General features: G+C 66.5%; 21 protein-coding genes. 6 read left to right on the forward strand and 15 right to left on the reverse strand.

Annotated features, from left to right (window positions below; all coding sequences use genetic code 11):
• Nucleotides 1-26: 26 nt before the first annotated feature.
• Nucleotides 27-1,640 (forward strand): L-aspartate oxidase, encoded by a 1,614-nt coding sequence (gene nadB, locus FHS75_RS05525; RefSeq protein WP_179406742.1) that lies wholly within the window; start codon nt 27-29, stop codon nt 1,638-1,640.
• A 27-nt stretch (nt 1,641-1,667) separates the two neighbouring features.
• On the opposite strand, the gene FHS75_RS05530 is transcribed toward nadB, so the two are convergent.
• Complete coding sequence (locus tag FHS75_RS05530) at nt 1,668-1,910, reverse strand: GlsB/YeaQ/YmgE family stress response membrane protein (protein ID WP_179406743.1); 243 nt, start codon at nt 1,908-1,910, stop codon at nt 1,668-1,670.
• Nucleotides 1,911-2,603: 693 nt separating this feature from the next.
• Here FHS75_RS05530 and FHS75_RS05535 point away from each other — a divergent pair.
• Entirely contained in the window at nt 2,604-4,532 is a 1,929-nt protein-coding gene (locus tag FHS75_RS05535) for a ribonucleoside-diphosphate reductase subunit alpha (protein WP_229735657.1), read from the forward strand.
• A 95-nt stretch (nt 4,533-4,627) separates the two neighbouring features.
• A complete protein-coding gene (locus tag FHS75_RS05540) occupies nt 4,628-6,370 on the forward strand; it encodes a hypothetical protein (RefSeq protein WP_179406744.1) in 1,743 nt (580 codons plus the stop codon).
• Here the strand turns inward: FHS75_RS05540 and FHS75_RS05545 are convergent.
• The 10 genes from FHS75_RS05545 to phhA are packed head-to-tail and all read right to left on the reverse strand — an operon-like array spanning nt 6,312 to nt 16,427.
• Nucleotides 6,312-7,568: an N-succinylarginine dihydrolase gene (locus FHS75_RS05545; RefSeq protein ID WP_179406745.1), complete on the reverse strand. Its 1,257-nt coding sequence runs from the start codon at nt 7,566-7,568 to the stop codon at nt 6,312-6,314. The genes FHS75_RS05540 and FHS75_RS05545 overlap by 59 nt on opposite strands.
• On the reverse strand, nt 7,565-8,581 hold the full coding sequence (locus tag FHS75_RS05550; RefSeq protein ID WP_179406746.1) for an arginine N-succinyltransferase: 1,017 nt from the start codon (nt 8,579-8,581) through the stop codon (nt 7,565-7,567). The genes FHS75_RS05545 and FHS75_RS05550 overlap by 4 nt, the downstream gene beginning before the upstream one ends.
• Nucleotides 8,578-9,783 (reverse strand): hydrolase, encoded by a 1,206-nt coding sequence (locus FHS75_RS05555; protein ID WP_179406747.1) that lies wholly within the window; start codon nt 9,781-9,783, stop codon nt 8,578-8,580. The genes FHS75_RS05550 and FHS75_RS05555 overlap by 4 nt, the downstream gene beginning before the upstream one ends.
• On the reverse strand, nt 9,780-11,201 hold the full coding sequence (astD, locus tag FHS75_RS05560; protein WP_179406748.1) for a succinylglutamate-semialdehyde dehydrogenase: 1,422 nt from the start codon (nt 11,199-11,201) through the stop codon (nt 9,780-9,782). Before astD ends, FHS75_RS05555 begins: the two co-directional genes overlap by 4 nt.
• Nucleotides 11,198-12,217, reverse strand: a complete 1,020-nt coding sequence (locus FHS75_RS05565) for a 2-oxoadipate dioxygenase/decarboxylase family protein (protein WP_373285037.1) — start codon at nt 12,215-12,217, stop codon at nt 11,198-11,200. The genes astD and FHS75_RS05565 overlap by 4 nt, the downstream gene beginning before the upstream one ends.
• Complete coding sequence (locus FHS75_RS05570) at nt 12,214-13,215, reverse strand: fumarylacetoacetate hydrolase family protein (RefSeq protein WP_179406750.1); 1,002 nt, start codon at nt 13,213-13,215, stop codon at nt 12,214-12,216. The genes FHS75_RS05565 and FHS75_RS05570 overlap by 4 nt, the downstream gene beginning before the upstream one ends.
• 5 nt (nt 13,216-13,220) lie before the next feature.
• Nucleotides 13,221-13,862, reverse strand: coding sequence for a maleylacetoacetate isomerase (gene maiA / locus FHS75_RS05575; RefSeq protein WP_179406751.1), 642 nt, complete (start codon nt 13,860-13,862; stop codon nt 13,221-13,223).
• A gap of 5 nt (nt 13,863-13,867) precedes the next feature.
• Nucleotides 13,868-14,455 carry a VOC family protein gene (locus tag FHS75_RS05580; protein ID WP_179406752.1) on the reverse strand — a complete coding sequence of 196 codons (588 nt, stop codon included), beginning with the start codon at nt 14,453-14,455 and terminating at the stop codon, nt 13,868-13,870.
• Nucleotides 14,452-15,552 (reverse strand): 4-hydroxyphenylpyruvate dioxygenase, encoded by a 1,101-nt coding sequence (gene hppD / locus FHS75_RS05585; RefSeq protein ID WP_179406753.1) that lies wholly within the window; start codon nt 15,550-15,552, stop codon nt 14,452-14,454. The genes FHS75_RS05580 and hppD overlap by 4 nt, the downstream gene beginning before the upstream one ends.
• Entirely contained in the window at nt 15,549-16,427 is an 879-nt protein-coding gene (gene phhA / locus FHS75_RS05590; protein WP_179406754.1) for a phenylalanine 4-monooxygenase, read from the reverse strand. The genes hppD and phhA overlap by 4 nt, the downstream gene beginning before the upstream one ends.
• A gap of 112 nt (nt 16,428-16,539) precedes the next feature.
• Between phhA and FHS75_RS05595 the strand changes: the two genes are divergently transcribed.
• On the forward strand, nt 16,540-17,019 hold the full coding sequence (locus FHS75_RS05595) for an Lrp/AsnC family transcriptional regulator (RefSeq protein ID WP_244959006.1): 480 nt from the start codon (nt 16,540-16,542) through the stop codon (nt 17,017-17,019).
• Here FHS75_RS05595 and modA read toward each other — a convergent pair.
• Nucleotides 16,998-17,759 carry a molybdate ABC transporter substrate-binding protein gene (modA, locus tag FHS75_RS05600; RefSeq protein ID WP_179406756.1) on the reverse strand — a complete coding sequence of 254 codons (762 nt, stop codon included), beginning with the start codon at nt 17,757-17,759 and terminating at the stop codon, nt 16,998-17,000. The genes FHS75_RS05595 and modA overlap by 22 nt on opposite strands.
• A 229-nt stretch (nt 17,760-17,988) precedes the next feature.
• On the opposite strand from modA, the gene FHS75_RS18075 reads away from it, so the two are divergent.
• Nucleotides 17,989-20,706 carry a M10 family metallopeptidase gene (locus FHS75_RS18075; protein ID WP_179406757.1) on the forward strand — a complete coding sequence of 906 codons (2,718 nt, stop codon included), beginning with the start codon at nt 17,989-17,991 and terminating at the stop codon, nt 20,704-20,706.
• 6 nt (nt 20,707-20,712) lie between these two features.
• Here FHS75_RS18075 and FHS75_RS05610 read toward each other — a convergent pair whose 3' ends face one another.
• The 3 genes from FHS75_RS05610 to FHS75_RS05620 are packed head-to-tail and all read right to left on the reverse strand — an operon-like array spanning nt 20,713 to nt 22,953.
• Nucleotides 20,713-21,336 (reverse strand): ATP-binding cassette domain-containing protein, encoded by a 624-nt coding sequence (locus FHS75_RS05610; protein ID WP_179406758.1) that lies wholly within the window; start codon nt 21,334-21,336, stop codon nt 20,713-20,715.
• Entirely contained in the window at nt 21,326-22,021 is a 696-nt protein-coding gene (gene modB / locus FHS75_RS05615) for a molybdate ABC transporter permease subunit (protein WP_179406759.1), read from the reverse strand. Before modB ends, FHS75_RS05610 begins: the two co-directional genes overlap by 11 nt.
• On the reverse strand, nt 22,015-22,953 hold the full coding sequence (locus FHS75_RS05620; protein WP_229735643.1) for an EamA family transporter: 939 nt from the start codon (nt 22,951-22,953) through the stop codon (nt 22,015-22,017). The genes modB and FHS75_RS05620 overlap by 7 nt, the downstream gene beginning before the upstream one ends.
• 72 nt (nt 22,954-23,025) lie before the next feature.
• Here FHS75_RS05620 and FHS75_RS05625 point away from each other — a divergent pair, with 72 nt between their 5' ends.
• On the forward strand, nt 23,026-24,858 hold the full coding sequence (locus tag FHS75_RS05625; protein WP_179406760.1) for a DUF885 domain-containing protein: 1,833 nt from the start codon (nt 23,026-23,028) through the stop codon (nt 24,856-24,858).
• Nucleotide 24,859 lies beyond the last annotated feature (1 nt).

Here is a 24,859-nt window from a genome sequence, read left to right on the forward strand (position 1 = left end):
GCCCGGCGGACCGGCAAGAAGCAGCGATGGATTCGGGAAGAGGCTCCGTCGAGGGCCAGCATGACGTCATCGTGATCGGGTCGGGCGCGGCAGGGCTTACCGCCGCGCTGGCCCTTGCCGAACGGCTCAAGGTCCTCGTCCTTGCCAAGGGCAGCCTCACCGGCGGCTCCACCGCGTGGGCGCAGGGCGGCATTGCGGCGGTGCTCGATGCGGGCGACACCTTCGAGGATCACATCCGCGACACGATGATCGCCGGCGCAGGGCTCAACCGGCAGGAAACCGTCGAGTTCGTGATCGAGCGCGCGCCCTATGCGATCGAACGGCTGGTCGAGCTTGGCGTGCCGTTCAACAGCGACGGGGACACCCTGCACCTCACGCGCGAAGGCGGGCATTCGCACCGCCGGATCGTCCACGTCGACGATGCCACCGGCTGGGCGGTCCAGTCGGCACTGCTTGAGGCGGCGGAGGCCAATCCCAACATCACGATGATGCCGGGCCGCACCTGTATCGACCTCATCACCGGCAGGCACGAGGAACGCTATTCGGGGTCGGGCCGCGTCTGGGGCGTCTATGCCGTCGAGCAGGAGACGGGAGAGGTGGAGGCGCACACCGCGCGCGCCACGGTGCTGGCAACGGGCGGAGCGGGGCGCTGCTACCTGTTCTCGACCGCGCCGCGCGGCGCGACGGGAGACGGCATCGCGATGGCATGGCGTGCGGGCGCGCGCGTCTCCAACATGGAGATGATGCAGTTCCACCCGACCTGCCTCTACAATCTCGAGGTCAAGAACTTCCTGATCACCGAGGCGGTGCGCGGCGAGGGCGGGCATCTCAAGCTGCCGCCCGGCGTGCCCGGGGAAGGGCGTCGCTTCATGCCGGGCTTCGACATGCGCGCCGAGCTTGCGCCCCGCGACGTGGTTGCCCGCGCCATCGACCACGAGATCAAGCGCCTCGGCCTCGACTACGTCCATCTCGACATCAGCCACAAGCCGCCCGAATTCGTCCGCGGTCACTTCCCGACGATCTACGAAAAGCTGCTCGGCCTCGGCATCGACATGACGCGCGAGCCGATCCCGGTCGTGCCCGCACAGCACTACACCTGCGGCGGCGTGATGATCGACCTGGCGGGACGGACGGACCTGCCGGGCCTTTACGCGGCGGGCGAATGCACCGAGAGCGGGCTTCACGGCGCCAACCGCCTTGCCTCGAACTCGCTGCTCGAATGCTTCGTTTTCGGCGAGGCGGCGGCCGCCGACATCCTCGATCACTGGGGCGACCTCGACGATCCGCCGCCCGTCCGGGCATGGGACGAAAGCCGCGTGACCGATTCGGACGAGGAAGTCGTCATCAAGCAGAACTGGACCGAGATACGCCGGTTCATGTGGAACTACGTCGGCATCGTGCGCACTACCAAGCGGCTGGAACGCGCCGCCCACCGTATCCGGATGCTCGGCAAGGAGATCGAGGACTACTACGGCGCATTCCGCGTCTCGACCGACCTCGTCGAGCTGCGCAACCTGCACCAGTGCGCCGACCTCATCGTGCAGTCCGCGCTCAAGCGGCACGAGAGCCGGGGGCTGCACTACACGCTCGACTATCCCGATACGCTCGACGAGCCGAGGGACACCGTTCTCGTCCCCTGAACCGGGGGAGCGGGTCGCGGCCGTCTCCTAGCCGATGCCCAGCAGCCGTCCGACGAGGATCAGGACGATCGCGCCCAGGATCGAGGCGAGGCAGCCGGCGCGATGGAAATCGCGGTGTCCCCGGCTGGTGACCAGCCCGGCAACGAGCGATCCGCCCACGCCGAGCAGGATCGTCGCCAGCCAGCCCATGTCGACTTCGCCGGGATAGAAGAACCGGGCAAGGATGCCGACGATCAGTCCGCCGACTATGGCGCCGATGATATTGAGCATGGTGGGGCCTGCCTCCTGTTGCGATGCCTCGGCGATGGAAACGGGGGAAGCGCCGGGCGGTTGCGCTCAGCGCTTCGCGGGACGTGAATCGGCATTGATAATCGCGCGACACTACCGACATATTGCAAGCGGATTTTATGCACAGTTTCGCCAGCGCCGTTTCGGCCCGGCGGAGCAGCGCGGAAATCGGCGAAGGCGACCTGTTGCAAACCGGACTCAGTCTTGTCCAAACGACGCTTCGAAGCGTTTGGACGCTGTTTACCCTCTTGCGCGGGAATCGAGAAAAGGCACTATGGATTGTGGTTCGGGCGGTGTCGGGCCTCTAATCCTAGTTTCCCGAAGCGCAGGGGCGCGCTTTTGCGCCCTGTTCGGGGATTCGGTGGACGAGGCGCGCCGGGATGCCCTTGCCGGGTTGGCGGGAGCGGATTTTCGTTCCCCTTTCGTACCCGATTTGATAGGCAGACAACCTTGTCCGCCGACTCGAACGAACACGGAACAACGGGGCAAATGTATCGGTCCGGAAAGGGCCGGTCGGAACGTCAGGGGCGAGCGGTGGATTTCAGGAACGAAAACGACGCGGAGACCGAAAGCGCGATCATGGCCGGAGAGGCGAACGACACGAGCGACGTGACGATCGAACCGGCGGCGCGCACGACCGCGAAAGAGGAGACGGGCAATGGCCCGGCAATCGGAATGACGGACAAGAGCGATCCCGGATCGAGCGAGCTGGTCGAGGACCTCGGCCGCAAGGTCGCCGAAGGCGCGGCGCAGGCGATGGCCGGCGCCATTGCCGAGGCGGCGAAGCGCGATTCGAAGTCGATCCAGGCGCGCCGGTTCTCGATCGAGACCGACCCCGCGCGCGACGAACTCCTCACCGAATTCGGCAAGGAGACGCTGACCGACCGCTACCTGCTCCCGAACGAGACCTACCAGGACCTCTTCGCGCGCGTCGCCGATGCCTACGCCGACGACGAGGAGCATGCCCAGCGGCTCTACGACTATATCTCGCGGCTGTGGTTCATGCCCGCGACGCCGGTGCTGTCGAACGGCGGAACCGGGCGCGGGCTGCCGATCTCGTGCTATCTCAACTCGGTCGAGGACAGCCTCGAAGGCATCGTCGGCACCTGGAACGAGAACGTGTGGCTCGCCTCGCGCGGCGGCGGCATCGGCACTTACTGGGGGCAGGTGCGCGGCATCGGCGAGCCTGTCGGCCTCAACGGCAAGACCAGCGGCATCATCCCGTTCGTGCGGGTCATGGATTCGCTCACCCTGGCGATTTCGCAGGGCTCGCTGCGGCGCGGCTCGGCGGCCTGCTACCTCGACATCTCGCACCCCGAGATCGAGGAGTTCCTCGAGATCCGCAAGCCGAGCGGGGACTTCAACCGCAAGGCGCTCAACCTGCATCACGGCGTGCTCCTCACCGACGAGTTCATGGAAGCGGTGCGCGACGGCGCGCAGTTCGACCTGAAGAGCCCCAAGGACGGGTCGGTGCGTGCGACCGTGGATGCCCGCTCGCTGTTCCAGAAGCTGGTCGAGACGCGGCTGGCGACGGGCGAGCCCTACATCGTCTTCTCGGACACCGTGAACCGCATGATGCCGACGCATCATCGCGAGCTGGGCCTCAAGGTTTCGACCTCGAACCTGTGCTCCGAAATCACGCTGCCGACGGGCCGCGACCACCTCGGCAACGATCGCACGGCGGTCTGCTGCCTGTCCTCGCTCAACCTCGAGACGTGGGACGAGTGGCACGGGGACAAGCGCTTCGTCGAGGACGTCATGCGCTTCCTCGACAACGTGCTGCAGGACTACATCGACCGGGCGCCCGACGAGATGGCGCGCGCCAAGTATTCCGCCGCGCGCGAGCGTTCGGTGGGCATGGGCGTGATGGGCTTCCACTCGTTCCTGCAGAAGAAGAACATCGCCTTCGAAAGCGCGATGGCCAAGGCCTGGAACCTCAAGATGTTCCAGCACATCAACGCGAAGGCCAACGAAGCCTCGATGATGCTTGCCAAGGAACGCGGTCCCTGCCCCGACGCTGCCGACCAGGGCGTGATGGAGCGCTTCTCGTGCAAGATGGCGATCGCGCCGACCGCGTCGATCTCGATCATCTGCGGCGGAACCTCGGCCTGCATCGAGCCGATTCCGGCCAACATCTACACGCACAAGACGCTGTCGGGCTCGTTCGTGGTGAAGAACCCCTACCTTCAGAAACTGCTCGCGGCGAAGAGCAAGGATTCGACCAACGTCTGGAACTCGATCCTCGAGAACGGCGGTTCGGTCCAGCACCTCGATTTCCTCTCGCCCGAGGAAAAGGCGACCTACAAGACCAGCTTCGAGATCGACCAGCGCTGGCTGCTCGAATTCGCGGCGGACCGCACGCCCTATATCGATCAGGCACAGTCGCTGAACCTGTTCATCCCGGCCGATGTCGACAAGTGGGACCTGATGATGCTGCACTTCCAGGCATGGGAAAAGGGCATCAAGTCGCTCTACTACCTGCGGTCGAAATCGGTGCAGCGCGCCGGGTTCGCGGGTGGCGTCGAGGCGGATAACACGCCCGAGGCCAAGCGCATCGAGATCGAGGGCCCCACCGATTACGAGGAATGCCTCGCCTGCCAGTAGGGCGGGGGCGCCGGCCGGAACCGATGCGGCGACCTTAACCCCGCGTCCACGCCTCGCATGCTAGGTGCGGCCCCGAAACGGTCGGATGGCGGGCGATGGCGAACCTGGCGAACGGAGCGGAAAGCGGCGGCACGGCACGTGCCGATCTTGTCGCGCGCGCGATGCAGGCGACGGCGACCCGCACCTGGGTCGCGGTGGCGCTGGCGCTCCTGTGCGGCATCGTCGCGCAGAGCCCCAACCTGCTCCTCGGACGCGCGACGCCCAATCTCGATTTCTGGGTCCACTACAATTACGCGCGCGAATTCGCGATCTCGCTCGATGCGGGCATCTGGCGTCCGCGCTGGGCCTGGAATGCGCAAGGCGGCCTGGGCGAGCCGGGCCTGCTCTACTACTCGCCGCTCTATTACTACCTGTCCTGGGCAGCATCGAAGCTTGCCGGCGGCAACGTCTGGATCGGCATGCAGCTGGTCGAGGCCGGCGCGGCGATGGTGCTGGGGCTTTCGGTGTGGCGGCTGTGCACCGACTACGCCTCGCGCGCGCTGGCGCTCCTTGCGATCCCGCTGGCGATCTTCGCGCCGATGCTGTGCCTCCTCCACCTCGGTTTCAACGGATATCCCTGGGCGACCGCGACCGCGCCGCTCGGCCTCCTGACATGGGCGCTGCTGCGCCCCGCGGCTGCGGGAAAGCTCCTCGACATCCCGGCGATCGTCGCGCTCGCGCTGACGATCTGCATGCACACGGTCACGGGACTGATGGCGGTGATCATGGTGGCAAGTGTCGCGCTGCCCGTGGTCCTGTCGCAGCCATTGAGGTTCTGGACCCGGCGCGCGTTCTGGTCGCCAGCGCTGACCGTGATCGGGGGTCTGGCGCTGTCCGCGTGGTACCTGCTCCCCGCCTTCGCCTCGCAAGGCCTGATCGATGCAGGAGTCTGGCGCGAGAACTACACGCCGTTCAATGCCTTTTCGCTGTCGACCGTGACGGCTGCGGTCTTCGGCGTCCGCTGGTTCGCCTTCCAGTGGCCGATCTCACTGATCGCCTTCGCCACCTGCGTGCTCGCCTTGTGGATCGTGCGCCGCGAGCGAGGGGAGGACCTGCCCGGATGGTTCGCGCCGTCGGCCGCCATCGCCGGCATGACCTTCGTCCTTTCGACCGAGTTGTCCTATCCGCTCTGGCTGATCGACAGCCCGCTGCGCAACGTCCAGTTTCCGCACCGTTTCGTGACGCTGCTCGTCGCGCTCGCGCCGTTCCTGCTCGTCATGGGCCTTGCCGCGCGACCGCGCATCGCGATGGCAAGCGGCGTGCTTGCCGTGCTCGGGCTGGCGAGCCTCGCAATGGGATCGCTGGTCGTCGCCAGGGCGGCGGCGATCGACGGCGAAGTCATCGATTCGCGCGAGCCGCTGGGCCCCTACGTAGGCCTCGACGAATATCGCACGGTCTACACGGCGAGAGGTAGCGGCGTGGGGTTATCGTACGACTGGCAGGCGCAATGCGACGCGGTCGGCGCGACATGTTCGCCGCGCAAACTGTCCAACGGAGCCGCGCACTGGAAAATCGAAGCCGCCAGCGCCACCACGCTCAGGCTTCCGCTCCATTATTTCCCGTCGTGGCTGGGCACCGCGAACGGAAGGGCTGTCGAGGTTCGCCCCGATCCGGAGCGCGGCCTTGCCCGCATGGCCGTTCCTGCGGGCAGCAACGAGGTCTCGGTCCGCTGGGCGGCGATGCCGGCAGAGCGCGCCGGCATGTGGCTCTCGCTGCTGACGGCGCTGCTGCTTGCCGCGATCAGCGTTCGAGTTCGGACAGGTCGAGCGCGCCGAGCAGCGCTGCGCGGGCGACCCTGACATCGTTCCAGAGCGCCGGATCGCCCAGGTCTTCCGGCGCGATGCTTTCGGGCCAGTGGCGGGCGATGACCTGCTCGATGCGGTCCAGCCTTGCCTCATCGACGATGAAGCGCGCATCGATGCTCTCGGGGTCGGCGACGACCCGCAGGCGCAGGCATGCGGGACCGCCGCCGTTCGCCATCGACTGGCGCACGTCGACTGGGACCAGCCGCCGGATCGGTCCGTTCGATGCGATCATGCCTTCGAGCCAGGACCAGACGCTCGCATTGTCGCGGGCCTCGGTCGGCAGGACGAGCGCCATGCCGCCTTCGGGTAGCGTCACCAGCTGCGCGTTGAAAAGGTAGGAGGAAATCGCATCCTCGAGCCCGACCGCGCTTGCCGGGACCTCGACGATCTCGGCGGAAGGCAGCTTGTCGCGGATCGCCCGGTAGAGGCCTGCCTTGTCGGCGAAAGCCTGCTCGTGCGCGAAAAGCACATTCTCGTTGGCGACGGCGACGACATCGTTGTGGAACGCGCCCGCCGCAATCGCCTCGTCCGATTGCTGCGCGAAGATCGTGCGTGCGGGGTCGAGGCCGTGCCGCCGCGCGACGGCGGCACTTGCCTCGCGGTGCTGGCGCGCGGGGAACGGACCGCCAGTGACGCCGTAGACGAAAATCTCGATGCCGGGCGCATCGTGGCTTTCGGCCATGCGCATGTGGTTGGCGGCGCCTTCGTCCCCGAATGGCGGCGGCACCGGCGGATGGACGAAGAATCGCGTGCGGTCCGAAAAGGCGAGCGTCAGCTGCGCCAGCGTGCCCGGCCACTCGTGGCTGCGATGCGGCATCGTCACGAGGTTCGCGACGGTCAGGTGACAGCGTCCGTCGCGCGTGTCGGGCGCGGGAGAAACCGTCGCCGCGTTCGCCGCCCACATAGCGGATGCGGAAAAGGCATTGGCGCGCATTGCCTCGCTTGCGTCTTCCATCGAAGTGCACAGCGTCGCCAGCCAGGCATCGTCGGGCCGGTCGAGCGGCATGAAGGCGCCCTGCGCCAGCCCGAGCGCGAGGTTGGAGCGCATCTTCGCCACCCCCTGCAACGCCGCATCGCGCGGGTGCGCGACCGAGCCTGCATTGCGGGACGAGGCAAGGTTGCCGAGGCTCAGACCGGCGTAGTTGTGGCTCGGCCCGATGATGCCGTCGAAGTTGATCTCGACGAGGCTCATCGCGAAGCCACCGCCACGCTGTCGCCTTCGCTCACGCGAAGCATCGCGGCTGTCGCGGCGTCGATCGCGATGCCTTCGCCTTCCTCGACGATGCCGGCATGGCAGGCGCGGAATTCGGCGAGGCGTCCGGCGGCGAGCAGCGCGGGCGCGTTCTCGCCGATGTCGCCCACTCGGGTCACCGGAACGTCGCGGGTTTCGCGGATCGTGTTGATGCGGTCGGTCTGCGCCACCATCGTCGGGCCGCCGTCGAATATGTCGATGTAGTTGTCGAACACGAAGCCTTCGTTTTCCAGCATGCGCATCGCCGCGCGGCCAGAGGCATGGGGCACGCCCATGACGGCAAGCGCGTTCTCGTCGATCATCGCGGTGTAGATCGGGTGCTTCGGCATCAGGTCGGCGATGAACTGGTTGCCGTGGATGGCGTTGAAATCGTCGGCCTCGGCAAAGCTCATGCCGAAGAAACGGCCCGCCACCCCGTCCCAGAACGGCGAGTTGCCGAGTTCGTCATGCGCGCCGCGAAGCTCGGCGATCAGCCTGTCGCCGAACCGCGCGCGGTGGTTGCGGATGAACAGGTAGCGGCTCCGCGCCAGCAGCTTGCCGATGCCGGAGGCGCGCTCCCCGGGAAGCAGGAACAGCCCGCCGACCTCGCTCGACCCTTCGAGGTCGGTGACCAGCGAGAGCGTCTCGGCGCGGAAGGTGCGGCCCAGTTCCTTGCTGTGCTGCGTGATCGCGCCGATCCGGTAGGAATAGAACGGCCAGCTCATCCCGACTTGCGAGAACACCTGGCAGGTGCCGGTGACCTTGCCGGTGCGCGTGTCCTCCAGCATGAACAGGAACATCTCGTCGCCGACCTCGTCCCCGGTTCGGGCGAAGCACGATGCGGCGCGCTCAAGCTTCGCCTCGAGCGTCGGGCGGTTGGGCGGCAGGTTGGTGAAGCCGCCGCCGGTGCTCTTGGCCATCTTGTAGATGGCATCCAGATCCCCGGGGCGGGCGGCGCGGACGATGTGGCTCATGCGGCCAGACCTTGCCGCTCCAGCCGGTGAAGGACAAGCGCCGTCAGCCGTGCGCGCGGCGCAAGCGAGCTTTTCAGCATGAATTCGTCGGGCGAGTGGATAAGGCCGCCACACGCGCCCATTGTGTCGAGCACGGGCACGCCGCAGGCGGCGATGTTGTTGCCGTCGCACACGCCGCCGGTGTCCTTCCATTCCATCGGCTCGCCGAGGTCGGCCGCGGCTTCGCGAACGAGTGCGAAAAGGCGGTCGGCCTGCGCGCTTATCGGTTTGGGCGGGCGGCCGAAATTGCCGTGGAGATCGATGCCGACGTCGTGCGCTTCGCTGACCGCGGTCACCGCGTCGTCGATGATCGCATGGGCCTCGGCCTCGTCGCCGGGCGTTCGCGGTCGCATGTTGAAATGGAGGACGGCAAGGTCGGGCACGGTGTTGTTGACCGCGCCGCCCTCGATCCTTGCCGGATTGACCGACAGGCCGTCGCGCCGCGCTGCGAACAGGCGCTGGGCCAGGTCCGACGCGGCGACGAGCGCGTTGCGGCCTTCCTCGGGATTGCGGCCGGCGTGCGCCGACTTGCCGTGGACGATGGCGGCGAAGTTTCCCGAACCGGGCCGCGCCCGCGCCATGATGCCGCCGGGCAGCGCCGGCTCGTAGGTAAGCGCGGCAAGCTTGCCCTTCGCGAGATCGGCGATGAGGCTCGCCGAAGACTTCGATCCCGTCTCCTCGTCCGAATTGATCATGACGTCGTAGCCGAGCGCGGGCGAGGTCCGCTCGAACGCGAGCAGCCCTTCGAGCATCAGCGAGAGGCCGCCCTTCATGTCGGCGGTGCCGGGGCCGTTGAGCGTATCCTCGTCGATCCACTGCGAGGACTGGAAGACGTGATCCTTCGGGAACACGGTGTCCATGTGCCCGGTCAGGAGCACGCGGCGATCGGCATCGGGCCGGACGCGCACGACAAGGTGTCGACCGTGCCTGATGGGCACGGTGCTTCCGTCCGGGGCGACCTTGTCGACGGGTTCGGGATCGACCAGGGAAACGTCGCCGGGCAGCTCCGAGAAGGCATCGCCCAGTCTTTCGGCCATGACGGCGACGCCGTCGAGATTGGCGGTGCCGCTGTTCACGCTCGCCCAGTCCAGCGTGCGGTCGAGGACCGGCGCGGTCCCGACCGGCTCGATCAGAGCAGCTTCGTCGTGCGAGAGGGGCTTCATGGCTTCAGCCTCGCCTTGATCGCGTCGCGGTTTCCGGCAGCTTCTGAAGCTTCGAAACTCGCGACCGGATAGGCGCAGTAGTCGGCCGCGTAGTAGGCGCTCGGGCGATGGTTACCCGAATCGCCGAGGCCGCCGAAGGGCATGGTGCCCGCGGCGCCGGTGGTCGGGCGGTTGCGATTGACGACACCCGCGCGGCCTTCGAGCAGGAAGCGCTCCCACAGTGCATCGTCCTCGCTGACGAGCCCGGCCGACAGCCCGAAGCGCGTGTTGTTCGCCGCTTCCATGGCGACGCCGAAGCTTTCGACGCGACGCACTTGCAGGACCGGGGCGAAGATTTCATCGTCGGGCGTGTCGATGCCGGTCACGTCGAGCAGCGCAGGAGTGACGAAGGCTTCGCTGCGCCCCTCGATGCCCTCGAACGACCGGATCACTTTTGCGCCCTTCTCGATGAGCGCCGCGACCTGTTCCATCGCGTGGGCGGCAGCCCGGTCGGACACGAGCGGACCCATGAAGGGCTCGGGCTGTTCGTCCCAGCGACCGATAACGAGACGGTCGGAGAGATAGGCGATGGCGTCGACCAGGTCCGAGCCCCACGCCGATTCCGGCACGATCAGCCGGCGAGCGCACGAACAGCGCTGGCCGGTGGTGATGTAGGCGGACTGGATGGCAATGGCGGCTGCTTCGTCGAGGTCGCCGTCCCATGCAACGAGAGGGTTGTTGCCGCCCAGCTCGAGCGCGAGGATCACGTGCGGACGATCCGCGAACGCGCGCCGGAAATGCGCGCCGGTAGCGGCCGAGCCGGTGAACAGCAGGCCGTCGATATCGGCATCGGCCAGCGCAGCGCCGGTCTCGCGCGCGCCCTGCACGATGTTGAAGACACCTGCGGGCAAGCCCGCCGCCTCCCACGCCCCAGCCATTGCCGCGCCGGTCGCGGGGGCGACTTCCGACGGCTTGAAGACCACGGTGTTGCCCGCGATCAGTGCAGGCACGATGTGTCCGTTCGGCAGGTGGCCGGGAAAGTTGTAGGGGCCGAATACCGCCATGACGCCGTGCGGGCGGTGGCGGAGAGTGGCTGCGCCGAAGGGCATGTCCTTGCGCTTTTCGCCAGTTCGCTCGGCTTGCGCGGCGACCGATGCATCGACCTTGCCGATCATCGAGCCGACTTCGGCGGTCGTCTCCCACAGCGCCTTGCCGGTCTCGCGCGACATGGTTTCGGCAACGGCGGCCTTGCGTTCGCCGAGCACCCCGGCAAAGCGCCGCGCGGCGGCGATGCGGTCTGCAAGCGGCGTCGCGGCCCAGCCCGGAAAGGCCCTGCGCGCGGATGCGACGGCGGCTTCGACCGCGGCGGGAGAGGCCGCCTCGCCTTCCCAGACGAGGTCGCCGGTCGCGGGATCTACGGATCGGATGGTTTCCGTCATCGGGTGCTCGTCACGGAAAAGATGCCGGTGGCGTTGCCGCTGTCGAAAGTCAGGTCGAGCTTGCCGGTATCGGGGATCTCGTCGCGCGTGATGAACTCGTAGAAAGAGCCCGGCACCATGCGCGTGACGATGCCGCCATCGGCATCGCGGAATTCGCGCTCGACCTTATCGGCGATGAATGCGGTCTGCCGGACGCGTCCGTTGGCCGAAACCTCGACCTCGGGCTTCATGGGCATGCCGCTTGCGCGCAATTCCCCGGCGAGCCTGTCGACGTCCGGGACTCGCGTGGTCGCGTGGTTGAAGGCATTGCCCTCGGTCGCGATCCAGGCGCCTTCCCTCGAATGCGGCAGCAGCGCCTCGTAATCGGCGAGCGCGGGAATTTCGTGCTGTCGCCCGAACGCTGCGAGCAGGCCGGGCATCATCTTTTCGGCAAGCTGGACGGGGCATGCGCCGTTGCGGGCAAGGAAGTCCAGCCCCTCCTGCTCGTCGTGGCCGAGCGGGTCCGACGAGGTGGCGAAGATGCGATTCGCCGCGTCCTGCGCCTCGGACGGCAGGTTCGCGACGTGCAGTTCGCTCACGAAGAATTGCGGGATCGTCTCGGGCATGTCGCGGTGGGCATAGGCGCGCCCGGTCATGTTGAGGCGCGGCAGCGGATACTCGCCCGCCACATCGTATCCCAGCGGACCGAGGATACGGGCGAATGCAGTGTGTCCGATCGGAACCCCGCCGCTTTCGCCGTCGATCGTGCGCAGAGCGCCATGGTCGAAGACGATGGCCTCGCCTTTCTCGTGCTCGCCGTCTGCGTACTTGCGCGCGGTGGGCACGCGCTCGAGAAGGTCTGCGAACAGCGCGACGTTTAGCGCCATGGCGGCGTCGGCACGGGTCACCTCCGGCCGGTCCTGCATGAACACGGGGTCGATGGCGAGCATCGCCATTGCCTCTTTCGCGCGCTCCTCGCCGATGGCCGCCGCTGCCAGCCGGTGTAGCTTGCCGGTGTCGGTACGCGTCGCCATCATGCGACTTCCTGCTCGATCGAACCGAAGACAGACTTTCCGTCCTCTCCCGGCACCTCGATCTTGACCGTGTCGCCCTTGCGCATGAACCGGGTTTTCGCCTCGCCGTCGCGGATCGTCTCGATCATGCGGATCTCGGCGATGCACGAATAGCCACGCCCGCCATCGGCCACCGGGCGGCCCGGACTGCCGTCCTCGTCCTTGTTGGAGACCGTGCCCGACCCGATGATCGTGCCGGCCCCCAGGGGCCGCGTCTTGGCGGCATGCGCGACAAGGTCGGCAAGGCTGAAGGTCGCGTCCTCGCCCGCATGGGTCCGGCCGAACGGTTCGCCGTTGTAGTCGATGTGCAGCGGGAGGTGCAGCCTGGCGTCGGCCCACGCCTCGCCCAGCTCGTCCGGCGTTACCGCCACAGGGGAGAATGCGGTGGGAGGCTTGGACTGGAGGAAGCCGAATCCCTTGGCGAGTTCGCCGGGGATCAGCTTGCGCAGCGACACGTCGTTACAGATCATGACCAGCTTGATGTGCCCGGCTGCATCGGCGCTCGACACCCCTTGCGGCACATCGTCGGTGATGACGCAGATCTCGCCCTCGAAGTCGCAGCCCCAGTTCTCGTCGGCGAGAGGGATCGGTTCGCGCGGGGCAAGGAACGCGTCGGAGCCGCCCTGGTACATCAGCGGGTCGGAGTAGAAGCTCTCGGGCACTTCGGCGCCGCGTGCCTTCCGGACGAGCTCAACGTGGTTGATGTAGGCGCTGCCGTCCGCCCACTGGTACGCACGGGGCAGCGGCGATGCGGCCTCGCGCTCGTGGAAGCGCTCGCACGGGACAGCCTGGTGCTCGACATCGGTATAGAGCGCCTCCAGCCTCGGTGCGCAGTTCTCCCAGTCGTCGAGCGCGGCCTGCAAGGTGGGCGCGATGTTGTCGGCGGCGCAATAGCGCGTGAGGTCGTGCGAGACGACGACAAGGCGACCGTCGCGCCCCGATTTGAGCGATGCGAGTTTCATGAGCTTCAGTCTCCTTGGGGCGTGTCGGGCTGGTTGTCGGGATGGGCTTTGACAAATGCGGGATGAGCAAGGCACGCGGCCTCGATCCGCGTCGTGTGCGACATGCCAGAAAGATCGAATTCGAACCGCCGGGCATTGTATAGCTGGGGGACGAGGACAGCTTCGAACAGGCCGGGATCGGCGAACAGGAAATCGCCTGTGCCGAGTTGCGCGAGCCTTGCCTCCACCCCGGCCAGCGTCTTGTCGAGCCAGCGGTGGTACCAGCGCGTTACAGCGGCCTGGTCCTGCCCCAATTCGTGCTTGAGGTACTGGAGGACCGGCAGGTTGAGCGGCGCGTGCAGTTCGGTCGCGATCGCGTAGGCGAGTTCGCGGGCGATGAAGCGCTCGTCGAGTTCGGCGGGGAGCAGCGCGGGCTCCGGATAGCGTTCCTCCAGCCATTCGACAATCGCCATCGACTGCGCCCGTTCCATGCCGCCCGCTTCGAGCATGGGTACGCCGGCAAAGGGATTGCGCGCGCGGAAAGCCTCGCCACGCTGCTCGGCCTCCAGCAGATTCACGGGCACGATGTCGTAATCGAGCCCCTTGAGGTTGAGCGCGATACGCAGGCGGTAGCTCGTCGAGCTGCGATAGTAGGCGTAGAGCTTCAAACCGGTCAGCTTTCCTCTGCGATCTTCTCGTGCAGCCAGGCCGCGTGACGCGGGGCCTTCCTGGTGCGCGACCATTCCTCGAGCATGTCCTCGGCCACGTCTTTCAGCATCTTCATCTGGTCGGGAGTCCCGATGTCGCAGGCAAGCTCGAGGCGGTGGCCGTTTGGGTCGAAGAAGTAGATCGACTTGAATATGCCGTGGTGTGTCGGGCCGACCACGTCGAGCCCGCGTGCCTCGGCGCGTGCCTTGGCGGCCAGAAGGCTGTCCATGTCGCTCACCTTGAAGGCGATGTGCTGAACCCATTGCGGCGTAGCCTTGTCGCGGCCCATCTCGGGCGCGTTCGGCAGTTCGAAGAACGCGAGCACGTTGCCGCCGCCGGCATCGAGGAACACGTGCATGTAGGGATCGGGCTCGCCGGTCGAGGGGACGGTGTCCTCGGCGATGGCAAGCTGGAAGTCCATGCCGAGCACGTCGCGGTAGAAGTCCACCGTCTCCTTCGCATCGCGGCAGCGGTAGGCGACGTGGTGGATGCCCGCGAGTGCGGACTTCCGGTTGCCGGACGCCACGTCGCGGGTTTCGATCCGCGTGCTCATTCCGCCGGTTCCTCGGTCTTGAGAACGCCGCGGCGGACCTGGTCGCGCTCGATGCTCTCGAACAGGGCCTTGAAGTTGCCTTCGCCGAAGCCCTCGTCGCCCTTGCGCTGGATGAATTCGAAGAACACCGGTCCTACCTGCGCTTCGGCGAAGATCTGGAGCAGCAGGCGTGGCTGGCCGTCCTCGACGCTGCCGTCGAGCAGGATGCCGCGCGAGCACAGCTCTCCGACCGGCTGGCCGTGGCCCGGCAGGCGTTCCTCGAGCATGTCGTAATAGGCCTGCGGCGGCGCGGTCATGAAAGGCACGCCCGCGTCCTTCAGGTTGTCCCAGGCGGTCAGCAGGTCGTCGCAGATGAAGGCGATGTGCTGGATGCCCTCGCCGTTGAACTGGCGCAGGAACTCCTCGATCTGTCCCTTGCCGCCTTCGCCCTCCTCGTTGAGCGGGATGCGGATCTTGCCGTCGGGCGCGGTCAGCGCCTTCGACGTGAGGCCGGTATATTCGCCCTTGATGTCGAAGAAGCGGATCTCGCGGAAATTGAACAGCTTCTCGTAGTAGTCGGCCCAGAAGGCCATGCGACCGCCGTAGACATTGTGCGTCAGGTGGTCGATGCGGTCGAGGCCCGCGCCCCGCGGATGGCGGTCGACGCCCGGCAGGTACTCGAAATCGATGTCGTAGATCGAAAGCGCGCCGTTGCCGTCGGCCTCGTAGCGGTCGACGAGGTAGATGATCGCGTTGCCGATGCCGCGGATTGCCGGAAGGCGCAGTTCCATCGGCCCGGTCTCGACTTCCACCGGCTCGGCGGAGCGGGCAAGAAGCTCGTCGTAGGCCTTGCGCGCATCGCGCACGCGGAATGCCATGCCGCAGGCTGACGGACCGTGCTCCCGGCTGAAGAACCAGGCAGGCGAATGCGGCTCGTAATTGGTGATCAGGTTGATTTCGCCCTGCCGCCACAATTCGACATCCTTCGAGCGGTGGCGGGCGATGCGGGTGAAGCCCATCGCCTCGAACACCGGTTCGAGCACGCCCTTCTCGGGTGCGGAGAACTCGATGAATTCGAAGCCGTCGAGGCCGATGGGATTTTCGAAGAGGTCGGTCATGACTGGGTTTCCTTGACTGGCGCGAGTGCGGCGGGATGGGGCTGTTCGCCCGGCAGGCGCTCGCCGATCGGGATGGGTGGGGCGGCCCGCCACTCTTGGTAGATCGGACCGAAATCGAGCTCGACGAGGCCGCGCATCAGCTGGTCCAGGTTGTCGAGGACGAAGTAGTTCTTCTGGAAGGTGTCGATCGTGTAGGCGGTGCGCATGATGCGGACCGGGTCGAACGGCAGGCGCAGAACGTCGGGATCGGTGACCGAATAGACGGTCTCGCCCGCCGAGGAGACGATGCCCGCGCCGAAGGCTTTCAGCGTGCCGCCGTCGTCGATCAGGCCGAATTCGACCGTGTACCAGTAGATGCGCGCCAGCATGTCGAGCGCGTCCATTGCCATCGCCCGCTCTCCGGCCCGGCCGTAAGCTTCGAGGAAGTCGGCGAATGTCGGATCGAGCAGGATAGGCACGTGGCCGAAGAAATCGTGGAAGACGTCAGGTTCGACAAGGTAGTCAAGCTCGTGCTCGTCGCGGATCCAGCGTGTGACCGGGAAACGGCGGTTGGCAAGATGATCGAAGAACACGCCGTCGGGAATGAAACCCGGAACCGGGACGATCTTCCAGCCGGTGGCGGTCGAAAGGACCGCGTTGGTTTCCTCGAACCGGGGAATTCCCCCGGCGCAATCGAGACGGGCGAGGCCCGACAGGTACTGTGGTGCGCCATACTGCGCGCACAACCTGCTCTGGCGGGCATAGAGCCGCCGCCAGCGGTCGTGCGTTTCTTCCGGGTAGGCGTCCCAGTCCTGCGCGACAGTATAGTCGGCAGCGGCGCCTTCGTAGTCTCCGCGAAGGCCGCTATCGCTTTTTGCATCCTCCGGTTTCCTCATGTTTGTACAATACCACACACTGCGGCTTGGTTCCGTGCAAAATACGCGAGCGCGGCTTGCCATCGGAGTGGATTGCGCTAATAATTTTCTGGATATGAGTGAAAAATCGCGCTTGGACGATTTCGACCGCAAGATCATCGCGGCGCTGGTCGAGGATGGGCGCATGCCCGTCGCCAACATCGCGCAAAGGATTTCGCTTTCCGCCACGCCGGTCAGCCGCCGCCTCAAGCAGCTCGAGGACGATGGCGTCATCCGCGGTTACGTGCCGGTGCTCGATCGCCGCAAGCTCGGCTTCGAACTCGACGCCTATGTCCTCATCAACCTCGAGGTGCATTCGGACGACGTGATCGGGCGTTTCGAGCGCGAAGTGCGCGACAATCCCTGCATCATCGCGTGCCATGCGGTCACCGGCGACATGGACTACCTGCTCCACGTCATCGCCCGTGACGTCGAGCACCTGAACCAGATCACGCTCAAGACACTTGTACGCATTCCGGGCGTGCGCGACGTGAAGTCGATCATCGCGCTCGAAGCGGTGAAGGACAGCAGCGCCGCGCCCTTCGAAGCGTCTCAGGGCGCGCCGAAACCGTAACGCTGCAGGACCACCCGCCCTTCTCCCGAAGCGAGGAAGTCGAGGAACCGCTTCGCGTCGGGGCTTTCCGAACCGGAGAGCACGGCGGCCGGATAGACTATCGGTGCGTGGCTGGCGGGCGGAAAGCGGTCGACGATCCTGACCGCGTCCTCTGCAAGCGCGTCGGTCCTGTAGACTACGCCGAGCGGCGCTTCGTCGCGCGCCACCAGCGCAAGCGCCGCGCGGACGTTTTCCGCCACAGCGAGCCGGTCCGACACGCCGTCCCACGCTTTAAGGGTACGCAGCGACTGCCGCGCGTAGCGTCCTGCCGGCACCGCTTCGGGATCGGCAACGGCAAGCCTGCCGTCACCAAGTGCTGCCGCGAGATCGAACCCGGGCGCGATGACCACTTCGCTCCTTGCGCCTGCGGGTGCGACCAGCACCAGGTCGTTGGTCAGCAGGTCGACGCGGGTCTCCGGGCGGATGAGGCCGCGCGCAGCAAGGAACTCGAGCCAGCGCTCGTCGGCGGAAACGAACAGGTCCGCGGGTGCGCCTGCCTCTGCCTGCCGGGCGAGCGAGGAGGTGCCCGCGAACGAGAGGACGGGGCGCGGATTGCCGCGCTCTTCCCAGGCATCGGCTGCCGCGCCGAGCGCATCCTGCAGGCTCGCCGCCGCGAGGACCACGGGCGCGTCGTCCCTTGGCGCGGAGCAGGCAGTCGCCAGGGCAAGGCACAGCAAAGCAAGGACGGTCCCGAAACGCATTTCCGGTGCATAAGGGGAACGGTCCGCCAATCAAGCAGAGCGGGTGCATGCCGCCGTATTCCGTATCCTCGCCGTGGAAAATTCAGACTGTCGCAAGGGTGTTGAAATTAGCGGTTAAACTTTCAACAAGCCGTTGATGCGGGGAGGGGCGTCACGTCACTTCGCGACACGACACCTCGCGGCGCGTCCCCGTCGCCGGTCCGGAAACAGGTAACAGAACGCCCGAACGATGCTGCTCTCCTCCGAAATTCGCGATTTCGATCCCTCGGGGATCGTCTACATCGACTCGCTCGCGTACGAATTCGTCCTGACGCCCGGGATAGAGATCACGTACGTACTGCAGGGCAGCCCCGGCGACGGCTCCTTCGGCGGCTCTACATGGAACAGCAATGGAGCGGGCGATGCCTTTCGTGCCGCCCTCGAAACGTGGAGCGCGGTCGCGAACGTCTCATTCGTCGAGGATGCGGGTCCGTTCAATGGCTCCGGCCCGACCCAGCGCTACGACTGGATCGAAAGCTTTGCCCGGCTTGGCACGGAGACGCTGGCCCAGCACGAACTGCCGCGACCGAGTACCCTTTTCGGTGAATATAACATCGATACGGGTTTCTTCGCAGCCGACTATACGCAGCCCGGCGGCTACGGCTTCACGACCTTCGTGCATGAGATCGGGCACGGCCTGGGCCTTCTTCACCCCCACCCCGACGAATCGGACGGCGAATGGGGAGGGGTCTTTCCCGGTGTAACCGGCGACTTCGAGACCGGCATCGATGCGCTGAACCAGGGCATTTACACGGTCATGACGTACAATTCCGGCTCGGAAGAAGTCGGACTGTCCGCCGATCTCGGGTATGGCTGGGAAATGGGCCCAATGGCCTTCGACATTGCCGCGATCCAGTACATCTACGGCCCGAACATGTCGACGGACGCCGGTGCGACGGTCCATGACCTGCCGGACGAGAACGCGACCGGCACCGGCTGGCTGGCGATCTGGGACGCGGGCGGAACCGACGCCATCTCGGCCGAGGGCGCGTCCGCCTCGGCCACCATCGACTTGCGTGCGGCAACCCTCGCCGGCGGACCGGGGAGCGGCGGCTACATCTCGAAAGTCGCGGGAATCCTTGGCGGCTTCACGATCGCGAACGGCGTCACCATCGAAAACGCGGTCGGCTCGGCGCACAACGACCGGCTGACCGGCAACGAAGCGGCCAATCGCCTCGACGGCGCAGCGGGCTACGATCTCGTCGATTACCGCGCCGCGCAACAGGACCTCGTCATCGATCTCGCCGCCGGCTTCGCCACCGGCGACGGCGACGATGTTCTGGTATCGATCGAGGCCGCTCTCGGCGGCGCGGGCAACGACAGGCTCGTCGCCTTTGCGGGGACGAGCGCTTCGGTCACTTCGGTCGATGTCTACAAGCCCGCGTTCGTCGATATCTCGACAGGCGATCGCGCCTACGATCTGGATTACACCTTCTCGCCCCTGTCGGGGGACGGTGCTCCGGCTCCGGCGACCGGAAACGTCACCGTCCGCGTCCGGGCGGAGTCGGGCGGCACCAACGACTACTATTCGTTCTTCCTCGAGAGCTCGGGCGCAGTCATCCTCGATATCGACGAGAGCTACGGGATCGACAGCGTCATCACCGTGTTCGACGAGGCCGGCAACCGCATCGGCGAAAGCGACGACGGCGGGCTGGAGCACGGCAGCGCCAATGCACGCGACGCGTATCTCGTCCTCGGCAACGTCACCGGCGGCCAGCGCATCACGGTGGAGATCAGCGAGTTCAACGCCGACGGGCTTCCCGAAGGCGCAAGATACGATCTGAGCGTGACGCTCGCGACCTCCCGTGTGCGCGAGGCCACCCAACTGGTCGGCTCCTACCTCGATGGCGGAGGGGGCGACGACGTGCTGGTGAGCGGTGCGGGGGACGACATCCTGGTCGGCGGGGATGGCAGCGATACCGCTGTGTTCGCGGGTGCGAGGGCGTCCTACCAGGTGTCCGCGCAGGACGGCATGGTCGGCGTCCTCGGCGCGCAAGGCTACGACCTGCTCGATGCGGTCGAAGTGCTGCGGTTCGCGGACGGCGATTATCTCTGGTCCGCGCAGACGCAGTCCCTCATCTTCATCGAACCGGAAGTGGTGCCCGGCTTCCGCCTTTACGCGGTCGATGGCTTTACCGGTTCGGTCGGAGGAACCGGGTCCGTCACCGGGACCAACGGGGCGCAGTCCATCGCGGTCGAGGGTATTGCGGGCGGGGTTTCCTTCGATCCGTCCTTCAACCGGGGTGGCGACGAGATCATGCTTGACGGCGTCGCTGCCGAATTCACGGTCCGCCTAGCGGGTTCCTCGGCCATCTTCGACGACGGGACGACGAGCGTGGAAGTGCCGTTCGGTGACGCCGGAGCCGGGATCGTGTTCGACGATGGCGAGCGGACCCTGATATTCGAGGATGGCGCAGCGCGGATCGGCGATCAGGTCATCGGTTCCGCCGCCGCTGCGATTACCGCCGGACCGTCCTCCGGCGGACCTCCAGCCGGGATCGACGCTTCTGCAACCGCGCGGCTCTATCTTGACAAGGGCGCGGAAGTCGCTGCCGGCGGCACGATCCTCGTGACCGGCACGACCGATCTGGAAAGCGTGCTGTTCCTCGGCGGGGCCGTGAAGCTCGATCCCTCGTTCAACAGGGGCGGAGACACGCTCGAGCTGCTCTCTTCGGCAAGTGATTTCAGTGCCTACCGCGCCGGGTCCTCCCTTATCCTGCTTGACGGACAGAGCACCGTCGAGATCCCCCTCGGGCCGGTCGGCATGGTGCTCGATTTCGCGGGCGACCAACGCACGCTGCTATTCGATGCGGAGGAGGGTGAGGCCCTGCTCGGCGACCAGTACATCCTCGCGCAGAGCGCCGAGACCGCTGTCGCGCTCGAGGACAACTTCGCCGCGTTCGGCTGACCTGCATCAGCCTATCGGCACGATCGTATCGGCCAGCCGCTCTACCTCGGCGCGGTCGTGGCTGACGTAGAGGATCGGCAGCCGCAGTTCGTCGCGGATGCGCTCGATCACGGAAAGGATGCCGTCGCGCCTTCCTGCGTCGACCGACGAGAGCGGCTCGTCCATCAGGAGGAAGCGCGGACCGGAAAGGAGTGCCCGGCCGATCGCGACGCGCTGCGCCTCCCCGCCGGAGAGCGTGCGGGGCATGCGGCCGAGAAGGTGCCCGATCCCGAGGAATTCGACCGCATCGTCCAGTTCGAGGATATGGCGGTCGTCGCTGGCGAGGCGGTGGCCGAACAACAGGTTGTCGCGCACCTTGCGATGGGGAAACAGGCGCAGGTCCTGGAACACGAAACCGCACGCGCGCCCTTCAGGAGCAAGGCACGTGCCCTCCTTGCCGTCAAAGAGCGTCCGGCCCGATACGACGATCCGACCGCGCTTCGGCCTGACGAGGCCCGCCACGGCCTCCAGAATGCTCGACTTGCCGGCGCCCGAGGGACCGAACAGCGCGGTGATCCCTTCGCCCGAGGAAAAGGCGGCGGTGACGGAGGCCTCGTCGCGCTCGACCGCGATGTCGACTTCAAAGGACATGCGATCCCTTCCGGCCACCCGATTGCCGCACCAGCCATTCGGAGACCGCGAGCGCGCCGAGCGAAAGCGCGACGGCAAGGATTGCCAGGCGCGTCACGCTGTCCTCGCCGCCGGGCACTTGCAACGCCGAGTAGATCGCGAGCGGCAGGGTGCGAGTCTCGCCCGGAATGTTTGACACAAAGGTTATGGTCGCGCCGAACTCGCCGATCGATCGTGCGAAGCCGAGCACCGCGCCGGCCATCACGCCGGGCAGCGAGAGGGGCAATGTGATCGACGCGAAGGTGCGCCAGCGCCCAGCGCCCAGCGTGCGCGCCGCGTCCTCCAGCTTGCGGTCGACCGCTTCCAGGGAGAGCCGGATCGCGCGCACGACCAACGGCAGCGCCATCACGGCAGAGGCGAGCGCCGCGCCGGTCCACCGAAAGACGAGGCCTTGTCCGAATACCGCCTCGATAAATCGCCCCACCGGTCCGTTGGCTCCGAAAGCAAGCAGGAGCAGCCAGCCGGTGACGACGGGTGGCAGAACCAGCGGCAGGTGGACGAGCGCATCGAGCACGATCTTTCCGGGAAAGCGCTTGCGTGCCAGCAGCCAGGCGATTGCGAACGCGACCGGCAATGTCGCAAGGATGGCGACCGTGCCGACCTTCACCGAAAGCAGCAGGATCTCCCACTCGACCGCTGTCAGCATGCGGCCCGGTCCTTCGCGGCGAGCGGCAGGCGCGCGCGCCGTGCCCGGCCCATCGTGCCGCCGATGCTGGCGATCATCATCAGCACGACCGAGAGCCACTGCACGCACGTCAGGCGCTCGCCCAGGATCGCGAATGCGACGAGCGCGGCGATGGCGGGCGCGCAACTCGTGATCACACTGAAGATGCCGCTGGTCAGGCGGGGAAACGCCGTCATCTCGAGCCAGTAGGGCAGCATGCTCGAAAGGAGCGCGACCGCAAGGCCGATCGACAACACCTCCGGCGTCCAGGACGCAAGGTCGGCGGAGGCCAGTCCCGCCGGGAACGTCACGGCGCAGGCCACGATCATGCCCAGAGTCAGCGCATTGGTGCCTCCCACCGCTGCCGCGCGCCTGCCGAAAAGGATGTAGAGCGCCCAGCACGCCGCCGCGCCGAGGGCGAAGGCGATTCCCACGGGATCGACCGGCGCGGGACGCGATGGCCACGGCACGAGCAACAGCAGGCTGGCGACGGCGAGCGCGAACCAGAAGAGGTCGCGGGCCGAGCGCGAGGAGAGCAGCACGAGCGCCAGCGGTCCCGCGATCTCGATGGTGACCGCGATGCCGATGGGAATGCGCTCGAACGACCAGTAGATGAGCAGGTTCATGCCACCCAGCGACAGGCCGTAGCCGACCAGCGGCAGCGCAGGCCCTTTTGCCGGTGCCGCGTTTCGAAGCGCGCGCCAGGGCCGGACGGCAGCCAGCAGGACCGCAGCCGAAATGCCGGTGCGCAACATGGCGACACCTTCCGGACCGACGACCGGGAAGACATGCTTGGCGAGCGCCGCACCGACGTTGACCGAGACCTGCGCGGCCACGATCGCGGCCCCCGCCAACCGGATCGAGCGTTCGTCCATGGTCCGGCGATGCCGCGCCTTGGCGGCCAATTCAAGCATCAAAGCAGGCGGCTGGCCTTTGGGCCGGCGCTTTCCTAGGGTACGGCAACGATTGATTCCCCCGGAGGACCGATGACCCGCTTTATCCTGCTTGCTTCCACCGCCCTCGTCGCTGCCTGCGCTGCGCCCGCCGCGCAAGAGAACGCCGCGCCGATGGCCGCGTCCGACGCTGCCGTCCAGCCGGGCGACAACGCCCGGCTTGCAGCCCTGTTCGAAGAATACGACGAGGCGCAACTCGCCATGTCGCCGATGACCAAGGCCTATCGCGGCATCATCGATGAAGACTACGGTAAATGGGACGAGTTCACCGATGCGGCGGAAGCGCGCGACCAGCAGCTTGACGTCGATACGCTGGCGCGGATGCGCGCCGCGTTCGATCCCGCCGCGCTGCCGGCGTCGGATGCGCTTTCCTACGAGCTGTTCGAGAGCATGGTCGGGCGCGGCACGGCAGCCTACGAGTTCCGCGACAACGACTACGTGTTCGACCAGATGCGCGGCTTGCAGAGTTTCGCGCCGGCCTTCCTGATCAACATTCATCGCGTTACCGACGTGCCCACCGCGCAGGCCTACGTCAGCAGGCTCGCCAGCCTCGACACGCTGATGGACCAGGCCCTGCAGCAGTCGACCGAGCGGGCGGCGAATGGCGTCATGCCGCCGAAATGGGTTTATCCCTACGTGATCGACGATGCCCGCAACGTCATCAAGGGTGCGCCGTTCGACGACGGCGAGGATTCTCCGATCTGGGACGACTTCAAGACCAAGGTCGGAAAGCTCGAGATCGCGCAGTCGGAAAAGGACCGGCTGCTGTCCGAGGGACGGACCGCGCTGCTCAATGACGTACAACCCGCCTACCGCAGGCTGATCCAGACGATGGAAGCACAGTATGCGGGCGCTCCGACCGACGACGGGGTCTGGCGGCTGCCGCGCGGCGCTGAATACTATGCCGAGCGCCTTTCGAACTACACGACGACCGACCTGACCGCCGAGCAGATCCACCAGATCGGCCTGCGCGAGGTCGACCGCATCCACGGACAGATGCGCGAGATCATGGACGAGGTCGGCTTCGAAGGGACGCTACAGGAATTCTTCGCCAGCCTGCGCACCAGCGACGAGCAGTTCTACGATACGCGCGAAGCCTACCTGGCCGACGTCGACGCCGTGCTAGAACGCATGGAAGTGGCCCTGCCGCGCTATTTCAACACGCTTCCCGAAGCCGACCTGGTGGTGAAGCCGGTCGAGGAATTCCGCGAGAAGTCGGCGGGCAAGGCGTTCTATCAGCGCCCCGCTCCCGATGGCTCGCGGCCCGGCACCTATTATGTCAACCTCTACAACCTTCGCGACATGTCGAAGACCGAGCTCGAAGCGCTTGCCTACCATGAAGGCGTGCCCGGCCATCACCTGCAGCTCGCCATCCAGACGATGCTCGGCGACGTGCCGGCCTTCCGGCGTTTCGGCGGCGTGACTGCCTATTCGGAAGGCTGGGGTCTCTATTCGGAGGAACTCGGCAAGGACATGGGTTTCTACAAGAATCCCTACTCCGACTTCGGCCGGCTCGGCATGGAACTGTGGCGCGCGGCGCGGCTCGTCGTCGATACCGGCATCCACCACAAGCGCTGGAGCCGCGAGCAGGCGATCGCCTGGCTTTCGCAGAACACGCCGAACCCCGAGGGCGACGTGCGCAAGGCGATCGAGCGCTACATCGTCTTCCCCGGTCAGGCGACCGCCTACATGATCGGCAAACTTAAGATCATGGAGCTTCGCGACCGCGCGCAGCGGGCGCTCGGCGACGATTTCACCATGGGCGATTTCCACGACGTCATCCTGCTTTCCGGACCGGTTCCACTCGATGTCATGGAACGCCGCGTCGACGAGTGGATCGCGCGCGGCGGCGGATCGGCGTCGTAGG

The sequence above is a fragment of the Novosphingobium marinum genome, from assembly GCF_013408095.1.
Lineage (GTDB): Bacteria > Pseudomonadota > Alphaproteobacteria > Sphingomonadales > Sphingomonadaceae > Novosphingobium > Novosphingobium marinum.